The organism is Lentilactobacillus senioris (assembly GCF_026798195.1).
GTDB classification, from domain to species: domain Bacteria; phylum Bacillota; class Bacilli; order Lactobacillales; family Lactobacillaceae; genus Lentilactobacillus; species Lentilactobacillus senioris_A.
The window spans coordinates 138523-152198 of the sequence record NZ_JAPQEZ010000004.1 but is presented as its reverse complement, the minus strand read 5'-3'; the positions used below and the strand labels follow the sequence as shown (position 1 = coordinate 152198).

Below are 13676 nucleotides of genomic sequence, written 5' to 3'. Positions count from 1 at the left end.
AAAATATTGTTCTTTTTATGGTAAACTATCATTTTGATGAACAATCGCTGACTAATAGTTAGAGGAGCAGATAGTAATGTCATTACAAAGTTCAATTGCAACCGCTGCCGGTAAAGGTTCTTACTGGTTTTTGCATACTTTTCGCAATGGAGGCAGCTCGCTTCCTGGTAAAATCACGTTAAAACTAGATCCTAATATTTTAGATGAATTAGGTAAAAACTACGATGTCATTGTAATTACCGGTACTAATGGTAAAACCTTGACGACGGCTTTAACGGTTTCAGTTTTAAAAGAAAAATACGATAACGTCCTTACTAACCCTTCCGGTTCTAACATGGAACAAGGAATCGTTACTACCTTTTTAACTGCTAAGCGCGGTAGAAATGAACGCCCACTAGCAGTTTTAGAAGTTGATGAAGCTAACGTTATTAAAGTTACGCAACACATCAAACCCAAAGCATTTGTGTTCACTAATATTTTCCGAGATCAAATGGATCGCTATGGTGAAATTTACACCACCTACAAGAAAATTTTAGATGGAGTTGCTTTAGCACCCAACGCTACGGTAATTGCTAATGGAGATGCCCCTATTTTCCATTCAGTTAACCTACCAAACCCTATGATTTACTATGGTTTTAATAACCAAGCAGATAGTGATATTAAGGCTACTCCTAATACGGACGGGGTATTATGTCCCCGTTGTCAACATATTTTACATTATAACTTTATTACCTATGCTAACTTAGGTAAATACTTCTGTCCTCATTGTGGTTACAAACGCCCAGAATTAAATTATCAGGTCAACAAATTAACTGAATTAACGCCTACATCTTCTACTTTTGAAATTGACGGCGAACCCATGAAGATTGAAATCGGTGGCGTTTATAATATTTACAACGCACTGGCTGCCTACGCTGTCGGTCGATTTATGGGAGTTACACCAGCTCAAGCTCAAAAAGCTTTTCAACGAGATGAACGCATTTTTGGCCGTCAAGAAGAAATTAAGGTCAATGACAAACTAGTTACTTTAATCTTAGTAAAAAATCCGGTTGGCTTAAACCAAGTATTAGATACAATTGCAACCGATAAAGATCCGATTTCATTTATTGGTTTGTTAAATGCTAACTACGCTGACGGGATCGATACTAGTTGGATTTGGGACGGTGATTTTGAACGTCTAACTCAGTTGAATATTAAAAAATATATCACTGGTGGTGAACGCTATAAGGATATTACCTTCCGCTTACAAGTGGCTGGGGTCCCAGAAGCAGATCACATGGTGGAACCTGATTTAGATAAAGTAGTCGAAATGATTGATGATCTTCCTACTAAAAAGGTATATATTTGCGCAACCTACACGGCTATGTTACAATTGCGGAAAATTTTTGCTAGCAAAGGTTTTATTGAGGGAGGCATGGAATAATGCAATATCATTTAAACGTTGCCCATCTTTATGGTGACTTAATGAATCCTTACGGGGATATTGGTAATATCTTAGTACTTCAATACTTTGGCAAACAAATGGGCATTGAAGTCACATCAGAACTAGTTAGTTTAGACGACCGTTTTGATCCCGATAAATTTGACATTGTCGTTTTTGGTGGTGGTCAAGATTTTGAACAGACCATCGTCTCTAAGGATATCCAAACTAAAAAGACCGATCTAACCAATTTTATTGAAGATAATGGCTCCGTTTTAGCTATCTGTGGTGGTTTCCAGTTGTTAGGCCACTACTATGTAGGAGCTGATGGTGAAAAGATTCCCGGAATTGGGGCATTAGATCACTACACCGAAAAACAAGAAGATAACCGTTTCATTGGTGATATTGTAATTCAAAACCAAGAAACTGGGGATAAGTATCATGGGTTTGAAAATCACCAGGGCATTACCTTCTTAGGTGAAAATGAACGTCCCCTTGGTAACGTTCTTGAAGGTCATGGTAACAATGGTGAAGATGGCGTTGAAGGTGCTATTTATAAGAATACTTACTGCACTTACTTCCACGGACCAATTTTGGCCCGCAATGGTGAATTAGCTAAGCATATTTTGATCAATGCACTAAAACGTCGGTATCCAGATGCTGACTTATCTGCTGCAGAAAAAGTTACCATTCCAGCAACGTATTAAAATTAAAAAAGACTGAACTTCTTAATGAGGTTCAGTCTTTTTTGTTTGCATAAAAATTTGAGTTAACTGCTCTCGGTACTGTTTATACTCTTGCCGAGTTGAAAATAAATTAACCCGATTAGTCAATAAAACTAACGCCCGTTGATTAACTCGATCAATTACCATTAAAGGACCCGTAAAACCCGTATGAACAATGTAATTTCCAGTCGTTCCTTGCCGTAAATCCCAGCCAAACGATCGATTATTAGTATGCATGGGTGTTTGATCAACAAAGCATGCTGTTATCAATTCATCGGGTACAACATCAGGATAACTTATTTGCCCTAATAGCCACTTAGCCACAATGGTCAGATCTGCTGATGATGCAAATAAACCTGCAGCCCCACTGTGTTTACCTAAAATCGCAGTCTTAGGATCATGGACCTCCCCCACAATTAATCCCCTGCGCGAGTCTAACTCAGTAGGAATCACATCTAATGGACTACCGCTTGGAACAAAGGTTGCATTGGGTAAACGTAACGGCGTTAAAATTCGTTTAGTTATTGCTTCATGAACACTTTGGCCCGTTAATTGTTCTGCAACCCACCCCAACAAGATAAAATTAACGTCTTGATAGCGAACTTCCCGCCCTAATTTATCACCAGCCGCTAATCCTAAAAGTCCAGTGGTTAATTCAGTAGCTGTTAAAAAATTGCGATTAGGAATATATCCAATTATATCGCTAGTATGAGTGAGTAAATGTCTAACAGTTACCTGAGCACTCCGCCATTCAGGTAAAAATTTACTAACTGAATCGGTTAATTGCAATCGTTTCTGAGCGATCAATTGCAAAATTAACGGTACCGTCCCCACTACCTTGGTTATAGAAGCTATATCGTACAATGGTCTTCGGCGGGAAAATGGTTCTCTTTTGGGAATTGCCAATCGATCACCAATCCGAAACGAAAAGGTTTGAGAACCGTTAATAATCGCTCCACTAGCTCCTGGAATTATGTTTTGATCAATTAGTTGCTGCAAATAATCCATTACTTGTTCGTTGATAACTGTCACCTCCTCTTTCATTGTACAAAAAAATAACGAACAGCCCAAATCAGGCTGGCCGTTATTTAGCTATGCCAAATCGTTACCAATAAATTGAGAATTGTAAAGATCAGCATAAAAACCGTTTTGTTTCATTAAAACATCGTGATTACCAGTTTCAATAATTTGACCATGATTCATCACCACAATGTTTTGAGCACTTTGAATAGTTGAAAGTCGATGAGCCACCACAAAACTGGTTCTTCCCGCTGATAAACTATCCATCGCGTCTTGAATCATTTTTTCAGTTCTAGTATCAACTGAAGAAGTAGCTTCATCTAAAATCAAAATTTCTGGATTAGCCAAAAATGCTCGAGCAATTGTCAACAATTGCCGTTGACCTTGCGAAATATTGCTAGCATTTTCATTTAACACCGTTTGGTAACCATTAGGCAATTCACGAATAAACGTATCCGCATGGGCTGAACGAGCTGCAGCACAAACTTCTTCTTCCGTTGCGTTTTCATTACCGTATTTAATATTGTCATAAATGGTTCCTGTAAACAGCCAAGTATCCTGTAATACCATTGCCATGTGCGAACGCAAATCTGATCTACTTTCTTCACGAGTATCTTTGCCCCGCATCTTGATAGATCCTGATTTAATATCATAAAATCGTTCTAGCAAGTTAATAATAGTGGTTTTACCAGCTCCGGTAGGACCAACGATCGCCACCATTTCACCAGGATTAACTCGTAGATTAAAGTTTTGAATTAATGGTTTTTCAGGTACATATGAAAATTCCACGTTCTCAAAATTAATCATACTATGATCACTAGCATCCACAGGAATGTCTACTGGTTCATCTGTCATTTCAGGTTCATCTAAAATAGCAAAAATACGTTCCGCAGAAGCTACAGTAGATTGAATGGTGTTAGTTAGACTAGCAAGTTGGGTAATAGGTTGTGACAACATGTTAGTGTATTGTAAGAAGGCTTGGATGTTACCCAAAGTGACTTGTCCCCGCGTTACTTGAATCCCACCAATTACAGCTACAAAGACATAATCCAGGTTTTTAACCAGGTTCATCAATGGAAACAAGAAGCTAGACACAAATTGGGCTTTCCAAGAAGCTTGATAATATTTTTCGTTTTGCTTTTCAAAGTCATCAATTGTGGTTTCTTCACGATTAAAAGTTTTGATAATATTGTGGCCCGAATAATTTTCTTCGGTCATCCCATTTAAACTTCCCAATTCTTTTTGTTGAGTACCAAAGAATTTTTGAGATTTAGGAGCCACAATTCCCACAATAATAACACTGACTGGAACAGTTGCTAAAGCAACTAGTGTTAATTGCCAGCTGATTGTAAGCATCATGTACAATACACCAAAGAACATAAAGAAACTAGTGATTAACTGAGTTAAACTGGATTGTAACATAGTATTGATGTTATCCATATCATTAACTGCTCGAGACATAATGTCACCGTTAGAGTTTTGATCATAAAATGAAATCGGTAACCGTTCCATTTTAGCCTTCATGTCTTTTCGCATTTGGTAAACAATACTTTGAGAAATTCTAGACATCACAATTTGTTGAACCAGTTGAGCAAGCCCAGCCAAAATATAGAGAATAATCACTTCACTAATAATTATGAAGGATTTTAGTAAAATTGATTGGTAAATGAGTAATTCCGAGCCCCACTTTTAATTGAGCAGTTCCCGCCATTACTCCAGTATAAATTTCAGTAGTAGCTTTTCCCAAAATTTTAGGGGTTACAATTTGAAGATAAACTGCTAAGATTGCCATTACAATGGCTAAAACAATTCCTGGCATCCAGCGTTTAGTATAACCAATTAAGCGCCCGGTGGCATGCCAAAAATTATTCGGCTTACTTACGGCTTTAGAATTATTCCGCATCGGTAGTCACCTCCTGCTTGATTTGGGAATTCAAGATATCTTGATAGACTTTGTTAGATTTCACTAACTCATCATGAGTCCCTTGACCCACAACTTTTCCTTCATCAATTACCAGGATCAAATCAGCACTAGCCACCGTCGAAATCCGTTGAGCCACAATTACACTAACAGCATTTTGAATTTGTTTATCTTGTTTCAAGCTAGTTCGTAATTCGGCATCGGTCTTGAAGTCCAAGGCAGAAAACGAATCATCAAAGATGTACACAGCTGCTTTCTTCAAAATGGTTCTGGCAATTACCAAACGCTGTTTTTGACCACCCGAGAAGTTAGCTCCATCTTGTTCCACCACATAATCCAAACCACCCTTATCATCCGTGATAAAATCAGCAGCCTGAGCGATTGTTAATGCATGCCAAATTTCATCATCGGTAGCATCAGGCTTTCCAAATTTCATGTTTTCTCGAACGGTGCCAGAGAACAATACTGCTTTTTGCTGAGTAATTGAAATCAATGAGTGTAACGTATGTTGAGTCATTTGGTTGTTAGCCGTACCGTTAATCAAAATTTGACCACTTTCAGGATCAAATAGACGTGGAATTAAGTTAACCAAGGTAGATTTACCAGAACCCGTCCCCCCGATAATCGCCACCGTTTGACCAGCCTTAGCACTAAAATTAATATCGGTTAAGGCTAATTGCTCAGCATTAGTATAGCGGAAGTTCACGTGATCAAATGCAAGTGAGTTTTCCTTACTAATTTCTTGAACAGGGACCGAATTACTTGGGTCTTGAATAGAATCCTTAACATCCAACACTTCATTAATCCGGGCAGCTGAAGCTGAAGCTCTAGGAATAAAGACAAAGATCATTGAGAGCATCATAAAGCTAATTAAAATTTGAGCTGAATAAGTCATAAATGAAATTAAGTTCCCGACTTCTAAAGCTTGGAAGGAAATTAATTTACCACCATACCAAATGATACCAGCATTGGTTAAGCTTAAAATTAAGGTCATGACAGGCATAACAAAGGAAACGATCGTGAAAACCTTCATCCCGGTTTGGGCAAAGTCCTTGTTAGCCTTATCAAAACGATTCTGTTCAAATTGGTCTTGATTAAATGAACGGATAACACGAACACCAGTCAAACCTTCTCGGAAGATCAAATTAATTCGATCAGTCTTTTTTTGCAGGCTCTTAAACAACGGCACCGCAAAAAACATGATGGCCCCTACTAGAACTGCTAATAGTGGTAATGAAATTAAGAAAATGGTAGTTAAACGGGGGCTCTTAACATATGCCATTACCCCGGCCCCCACTAACATGATGGGTGCCATCAACATCATTCTTAAAATCTGAACCATAACGTTTTGAATTTGAACAACGTCATTAGTAGTTCGAGTATCTAATGAAGCTTCTCCGAATTTATCCATATCTTCGTCAGAAAAGTTCATTACCTTTTTAAACAAGTCATTTCGAATATTACGTCCCATTTTCATAGATTGAGTAGCTGCAAAATAAATATTGCCAGCTGCTGCTAATAATCCTAAAAATGAAACAAAGATCATTCGAAAGCCTTCGTTACAAATGTAGCCAATATTGTTAAGGGAAATCCCTTTATCAACAATATTGGACGTTACAGTTGGTAAGTACAAGTCACAAGCAACCTGTAAAATCATGAACACGACGGCCCCAGAAACGGCCCACCAGTTCAGTCGTGATTTTGCTAATTTAAACAATATGTTACCCCCAAATACTTTCAGAGTTTTTAATTAGAAAATGGAGCATTAAGCCATTATACGCTTCTTATTTTTTAAATTAAAGGGTTCCCTAATGGGAATTTTAAATCTAAAGTAATTTTATGTGAAGAAAATTGTTTCCTAACTTTTCTGTCGCATTTTTGTTAAAATAGAATCGAGAATACTAACAGCGGAGGACAAAAATGTTAAGTAATTCGGACTCGATTTTTCAAGTTCTTACCTATATTAAGAGCCACCCCAAAAACGTAGTTATTTCGGCTGCCGATTATACTAATGCCGTCCGTATGTTTATCGACGATACAGTAGCAGTGGGTAATGCTCAAATGTACTTTCCCGATCATGAAATTGTGGTAACTAGAATGTCACCGGATTTTATTAGCACCAATAGTAATTTATTAGATTACTTCTATGATTTCACTAAACAAAATGATCAAAGTTATGACGAACTATGGGTCACTACTGGTCATTTAAGAGATTCTGGTAAATATATGGTGGAATTGTCATTTGAATAAACTACGACGCCTGTATAGGCGTTTTTTTATTACTTAATTATCTAAATAGTTAAGACAATTGTGCTATTATAGTTATTGTTGGTAGCCTAATTAAAATTAGTTACTTACATAAATTTGAGAGTTTAATCTAGGATGGGAGAAACTGATATGCAAGAGACTGGAAAAGAAACTCCCCAAGAAATTAAAGGCTGGAACTGGGGGGCCTTCATGTTTAACTGGGTTTGGGGAATTGGTAATAAAACGTATTTGCCATTACTTAATTTAATCCCCCTTGTTAATATTGTTTGGATTTTTGTTACTGGTTTTAAGGGTAACGAGTGGGCCTGGCAAAAAGGTGATTATAAGGACGTGAAAACCTTTAAGCAAGTTCAAGCTACTTGGAACCGTGCTGGATTAGTACAATTTGCCATTTATATTATTTTTATTATTTTATATGTTCTTATTTTTGCAGGTGTTTTTGCTTCATATTTCAACAGCTAACCTAATTAGGTTGTAATATAAGCTACTCTGAGTCAGTAAAAAGAGACTGCCGCACAAGAAAATGTGTTAGAGTCTCTTTTTAATTTACTTTGATAATTTCTAAAAGATTGAATCAAAATCTTAGAACTGTTTATATAAGAGTCAAGCCAGAAAAAGTTTTTAAGCTCTCCCCAAAGCTCCCCCTTTACTGAAAACAGGTAACAACTAATGACAATGCTAACCAAACAAAAAGCCGTCCTCATAGGCTTTTTACAAGCTTACAAGAACGGCTGATAACTTAAGATTGGGTATACTGGGCTCGAACCAGTAAATTACGGATTCAGAGTCCGCTGCCTTACCAATTTGGCGAATACCCAATGAATATTACATCTAATAATATTAGCTAAATAATATATCTTTGTCAATAATTCTAATGATAAAAATTAAAAGACATTGACAAGCAGGCAGCAAATCAGCTAAACTATTATAGTAGTTTGAAAGCATTGCCCGCTGGTCAAACTGGTTTAAGACGTCGCCCTCTCAAGGCGGAGTTACGGGTTCGAGCCCCGTGCGGGTGATAATTAAGGCCAGGAAAACAATTCTACTGTTTTCCTGGCTTTTTGTTTCGTTATTTGTATTCCATTAGCATTTTCTACTATAATAATTGTATTGTTCAAATTTAATTAAGGACGGTTGCCATGTCTACAAATTATTTTCATTTCAATTATGGTAAAGTTCGCTACATAGCCAACGGACTCCTCATTGGTTTTTTTGCCGGAATAGTTGCTGATCTTTTTAGATACGGAATTGAAATTTCACTTAAACAATCTCAGCAACTGTTTAGATCCATTCAGCATGGGAACTGGTTGTCTTTACTCACCCTCTTGATATGGATTCTGACGGCCACCATCATTACTGGCCTTTTAATCAAACAACAACCAAACATTAGTGGCTCAGGAATCCCTCAAGTAGAAGCTCAATTAGATGATGAGCTTGACTACAATTGGTGGTCAGTTCTCTGGCGCAAACTAGTCGGTGGAGTTCTCGCAATTGGTCCAGGTTTAGCTCTTGGTCGCGAGGGCCCTTCTATTCAACTGGGAGCCGCTGTTGGTCAAGGGGCTGCCAAATTTTTAGACAATCACGGATCTGACAGAAGAATAATGATCGCTGCTGGGGCTGCTGGTGGGCTATCAGCTGCATTTAACGCTCCTATTGCAGGCACCATGTTTGTCCTAGAAGAAGTTTATCATAATTTTTCTTATCCAGTCTGGCTTACATCATTAGCTAGTGCCGTGAGTGCCAATTTGGTTTCTTTATATATCTTCGGAATGCAGCCTGTATTAAGCCTGCACTACCAACACTCCCTTCCCATTTCTCAATACTGGCATCTAATTCTACTAGGAATACTTCTTGGAGTTTTAGGCCGTATATATCAGTGGGTACTTCTCCACCAAACCGATTTTTATAAGTTATTCATCTGGGTTCCTAAGTTATTGTGGGGCTTGATTCCTTTTGCCGCTTTAATTCCATTGGGGATTTGGCACCCTACGTGGTTGGGGGGCGGTAATGGAATCATCTTAAGTTTTAATACCGTTAATTACTCTTTAATGACTTTAGTTATTCTTTTGCTAGTACGCTTTGCTTTTTCCATGTTATCTTATGGTTCGGGATTACCAGGTGGAATTTTTCTTCCTATCTTATCATTAGGCGCTATTATTGGGGCCATTTATGGAGTAGGAATGAGCCAACTCAACTTACTTGCTCCTCAATACGTGTACAACTTAATTATCATTTCGATGGCCGGTTATTTTACCGCTATCGGTAAAGCACCATTTACCGCTATATTATTAGTCACTGAAATGGTAGGTTCCTTAGAACATTTAATGCCGTTAGCGGTTTTAAGTTTAGTGGCTTACGGAATTGATGACTTATTAAACGGTAAACCAATCTATGCTGAATTACGAGAAAGATTGGTACCAAGCAATATTGGTCATGTTGGTAATCCTACTGAAATTCAGGTGCCGGTCTTTGAATCTAATCAAATTGAACCATTTTATGTTAAAGAACTTCCCTGGCCAAAAAACTGTTTACTGGTAAAAATCCAGCGAGGAGAAAAATTGCTAATTCCTAACGGAAACACCCTCATTCGCCCGGGAGACACGTTGATAGTTTCGGTGCCCCAAAAACAAAGCTTCACTGCTAAAAAAGATATTATTTATGCTATTCAACAATTAAATAACTAAAAAAAGATCCTGCAAATGCAGGATCTTTTTTTAGTTTAAAGTTGATCGTTTAATTTTTTACCAATTTCTTCATAGCCGGGTTTACCTAACAAGCCAAACATATTAGTCTTATAAGCTTCCACTCCGGGTTGGTTAAATGGATTAATTCCATTTAAGTAACCAGAAATTCCTACAGCCACTTCGAAGAAGTAAATAGTATAACCTAAAGTATAAGCGGATTGATCTGGAATATGAACGGTCATAACCGGAACACCACCGTCAGTATGTGCTAACACAACCCCTTCATAAGCCTTTGTGTTAACCCAATCCATTGACTTGCCTTGAAGATATTCCAGGCCATCTAAGTTGCCGTCTTGACTAGGAATCTTAATATCTTTAGTTGGTTTGTCTACTTTAACTACTGTTTCAAATAGGTTACGTAACCCTTCTTGAATATATTGTCCTAGTGAATGTAAGTCAGTAGTGAAGTTAGCTGATGATGGATAAATGCCCTTTTGGTCTTTACCTTCAGATTCACCCATTAATTGTTTCCACCATTCTGAGAACATTCGCATATTAGGTTCATAGTTTTCCAATAATTCAGTAGTAAACCCTTTACGATACAAAATATTTCTCAAGGCTGCATATTGATAAGCTTCATTATTAGTTAAATCAGCATCAACATATTCATTTTGTGCATCACGAGCACCCTTCATCAACTCATCGATGTCAGAACCAGAAACAGCAATTGGAAGTAAGCCAACAGCAGTTAACACTGAGAAACGACCACCAACGCCATCTGGAATTACAAAAGTTTCCCAGCCATTAGCATCGGCTTCTTCTTTAAGAGCACCACGATTAGCATCAGTAGTAGCGTAGATTCGCTTGTTAGCTTCTTCTTCGCCATACTTAGCAATCAAAATTTCCTTAAACACCCGGAAAGCTACTGCAGGTTCAGTAGTAGTCCCTGATTTAGAAATAATATTGATAGAAAAATCAGCGTCTCCCACTAATTCGATTAAATCTTGTAAGTAAGTAGAACTTAATGAATTACCGGCAAAAACTACTTGAGTAGTTTCTTCTTCACGAGTGTAGAAATTATTGTGTAAGAAGTCTAATGCCATTTGGGCACCTAAGTAAGAACCACCAATTCCAATTGTAATTAAATATTTAGAATCTTGGTTAATCTTAGCAGCAGCTTTTTTAATGCGATCAAATTCTTCGTGATCATAATTAGTAGGAAGGTCTAACCAGTCACGAAAATCGCTACCAGCACCGGTACCGTTTCGTAATTCAGAATCAGCAGCATTTACCATTGCTTGCATTTCTGCTAATTCATTGTCATGAACAAATTTTGTTAACTTGGAGCTATCAAAGTTCAAATATGCCATTTATATCAATCCTTACTTTATGTTATTTAATTTAACAACCCTATTTTACTACAATAAAACACAAAAATTAACCGTTTACAGAAATTTGGTATATACCTTTTTATTCATTATCCGAATCTTTACTATTTTCATCTGGGAAAGTAATTGTAAATGTAGTTCCGACGCCTAGTTCGGAGCTTACTTCGATGGTTCCACCATGTTGTTCCACTAATTGATGAACAATCGCTAAGCCTAATCCAGATTCGCCGTACTTGCCACTTCTTCTAGAAGCATCAGCTTTATAGTAGCGTTCAAAAATATTTTGAGCCTGTTCATTAGACATCCCAATCCCAGTATCACTAATTGCTAACACGGCAGCGTTATCTTCTTGATTTCTAAACCCTTTAACGGTGATGACTCCATCTTTGGTGAACTGAATGGCATTAGTGCTGATGTTAACCATAATTTGGACAAATCGATCGTAATCCGCATAGACCGGGAAATTTTTAGGCGCATCAATTACGATTTTATCGTTGGCGGCTTTAGCTTTAGCTGAAATTTGTCCTGGTAACTGTTGCATAGCATCATAAGCATTAAAATTAGTTTCATGTAACGAAATAGTATTAGAACGGATTTTTTCGTAATCCAAATTTTCATTAACTAATCGAATTAGGCGTTGAGTTTCGTTCATCATTAAGTCCAAACTTTTATCCCGTGCATCTTCAGGAATAATATCATACTTAAAGCCTTCTAAAATACCGTTAATTGTAGTTAATGGCGTTCGCATCTCATGAGCAGCATCCGCCAAAAATTCTTGACGCCGTTCTTCTTGGCGTTGAATTTCATCTGCTGATTTTTCTAGATTTTCAGTCATATGGTTAAAATCAGTAGTTAATTCATCAATTTCATCTTTTCCTTGATTAACTAACCTAATTCGATAATTGCCCTTGGTAACCTGATTAGCCGCATCCCGTAGTACGTTAATTCTGCGATTTAATCGTCTAGATATAAAGAAACTAATGATCATTGCCACAATCAAGGAAATAATTAGTGCTTTAACTAAATCTCGATTAATTTTGTTAAGATTAGAGTCCACTTCAGACGTATATGATCCCACCCCAATAACCGCCAAAAGTTTATTGTTATAGTAATATGGTTTTAAAATTTCAATCATCGCCGGGTGAGTATCTTTATTTTCTTCTGTAATGGCATTTGTTTTTCGAATCATTTGGTTATTTCTGAGTCGTTTCCATTCTGAATAAGTTATCTTATCAGCTTCCTGATTTTTGGGATAGAGTGGTTTTTCACTAGGTTTATACACAGTAAAATGGATTGATTGATTTTTTAAAAAAGACTCATAATTATCTAACTTTTCTACACTAAAAGCAGTTTTACCCGTTTTCTGATTAGCCGTAAGTGATTGCTCGACTAAGCCGTCTGAATAACGTTCTAACTGATCCCACTTATTGTTATACATAAATGACTTAGTCATTCTGCTAAAAGAAATTCCCAGCAGTAAAATCGTTACGGCAATAACCGCAAAAAACGAAAGAACTTGCTGATAAATTAATTTCATTACTTAGCAGCCTCAGAATCATCGAACTTGTAGCCCACTCCCCAAACGGTTTGAATAACTTGAGGCCCCGCTTTTTCAATTTTAGAACGTAATTTTTTAACATGGGCGTCTACGGTTCGTTCATCTCCATAGTATTCATAATCCCATACTTCTTGCAGTAATTTTTCACGGGTAAATACTTGACGAGGTTTCTTAGCCATCGCTTTTAACAAATCAAATTCCTTAGGGGTTAAATCTGGAATTAACTTGTCATTTAAATAAGCTTCTCGAGTACCACTGTTCATCTTGAAATTCTCAGTTACTACATCAAATCCATCTTCATTGCCATCAGACACCCCATTGGAGCCACTTGAACGACGTCGAACCGCCTTCATCCGAGCAATTAAAGTGATAGGACTAAAGGGCTTGGTAACGTAATCATCAGCTCCCATTTCAAATCCTAATACTTGTTCACTGTCAGAATCACGAGCTGTTAGCATAATAATTGGAACAATTTCAGAAATTTCACGAATTTCTTTGGCCACCTGCATCCCATCTTTTTTAGGTAAGTTTAAATCTAAAGTAATGATATCCCAATCATCGGCTTCCTTCTTAAACTTATCTACGGCCTCTTCTCCATCATAGGCGTAGGTTACATCCCAGCCTTCTTTTTGGAAAAACATTGCCATCATTTCTGATACTGATTTATTATCTTCTACCATTAATACCTTCAT

At 37.3% G+C, this 13676-nt stretch carries 10 protein-coding genes, 2 tRNA genes and 1 pseudogene; 6 read left to right on the top strand and 7 right to left on the bottom strand.

Features of this window, described 5'->3' with window-relative positions; all coding sequences use genetic code 11:
* The first annotated feature begins 76 nt into the window (after nt 1-76).
* Entirely contained in the window at nt 77-1423 is a 1347-nt protein-coding gene (locus OXT66_RS06880; protein ID WP_268596630.1) for a Mur ligase family protein, read from the top strand.
* Nucleotides 1423-2127: a type 1 glutamine amidotransferase gene (locus tag OXT66_RS06875; protein WP_268596629.1), complete on the top strand. Its 705-nt coding sequence runs from the start codon at nt 1423-1425 to the stop codon at nt 2125-2127. The genes OXT66_RS06880 and OXT66_RS06875 overlap by 1 nt, the downstream gene beginning before the upstream one ends.
* 21 nt (nt 2128-2148) lie before the next feature.
* On the opposite strand, the gene OXT66_RS06870 is transcribed toward OXT66_RS06875, so the two are convergent.
* The 3 genes and pseudogenes from OXT66_RS06870 to OXT66_RS06860 form a co-directional block, all read right to left on the bottom strand.
* On the bottom strand, nt 2149-3177 hold the full coding sequence (locus OXT66_RS06870; protein WP_268596628.1) for a serine hydrolase domain-containing protein: 1029 nt from the start codon (nt 3175-3177) through the stop codon (nt 2149-2151).
* Between the two features lie 60 nt (nt 3178-3237).
* Nucleotides 3238-5068, bottom strand: a pseudogene (locus OXT66_RS06865) (ABC transporter ATP-binding protein).
* Nucleotides 5058-6803, bottom strand: a complete 1746-nt coding sequence (locus tag OXT66_RS06860) for an ABC transporter ATP-binding protein (RefSeq protein WP_268596627.1) — start codon at nt 6801-6803, stop codon at nt 5058-5060. Before OXT66_RS06860 ends, OXT66_RS06865 begins: the two are co-directional and overlap by 11 nt.
* Before the next feature lie 203 nt (nt 6804-7006).
* On the opposite strand from OXT66_RS06860, the gene OXT66_RS06855 reads away from it, so the two are divergent.
* Entirely contained in the window at nt 7007-7336 is a 330-nt protein-coding gene (locus OXT66_RS06855; RefSeq protein ID WP_268596626.1) for a hypothetical protein, read from the top strand.
* A gap of 147 nt (nt 7337-7483) precedes the next feature.
* A complete protein-coding gene (locus OXT66_RS06850; RefSeq protein ID WP_268596625.1) occupies nt 7484-7816 on the top strand; it encodes a ribonuclease G in 333 nt (110 codons plus the stop codon).
* Nucleotides 7817-8099: 283 nt separating this feature from the next.
* Here OXT66_RS06850 and OXT66_RS06845 read toward each other — a convergent pair.
* A tRNA-Gln gene (locus OXT66_RS06845) sits at nt 8100-8172 on the bottom strand.
* A gap of 127 nt (nt 8173-8299) precedes the next feature.
* Between OXT66_RS06845 and OXT66_RS06840 the strand changes: the two genes are divergently transcribed.
* Nucleotides 8300-8373: transfer RNA gene (locus OXT66_RS06840), tRNA-Glu, on the top strand.
* Nucleotides 8374-8493: 120 nt separating this feature from the next.
* The gene (locus OXT66_RS06835) at nt 8494-10038 is read left to right on the top strand and encodes a ClC family H(+)/Cl(-) exchange transporter (RefSeq protein ID WP_268596624.1); all 1545 of its coding nucleotides are present in this window, start codon (nt 8494-8496) and stop codon (nt 10036-10038) included.
* Between the two features lie 35 nt (nt 10039-10073).
* Here OXT66_RS06835 and OXT66_RS06830 read toward each other — a convergent pair whose 3' ends face one another.
* From OXT66_RS06830 to OXT66_RS06820, 3 genes are all read right to left on the bottom strand, one after another.
* On the bottom strand, nt 10074-11408 hold the full coding sequence (locus tag OXT66_RS06830; protein ID WP_268596623.1) for a glucose-6-phosphate isomerase: 1335 nt from the start codon (nt 11406-11408) through the stop codon (nt 10074-10076).
* A 100-nt stretch (nt 11409-11508) separates the two neighbouring features.
* Entirely contained in the window at nt 11509-12963 is a 1455-nt protein-coding gene (locus tag OXT66_RS06825; RefSeq protein WP_268596622.1) for a sensor histidine kinase, read from the bottom strand.
* Complete coding sequence (locus OXT66_RS06820) at nt 12963-13676, bottom strand: response regulator transcription factor (RefSeq protein WP_268596621.1); 714 nt, start codon at nt 13674-13676, stop codon at nt 12963-12965. Before OXT66_RS06820 ends, OXT66_RS06825 begins: the two co-directional genes overlap by 1 nt.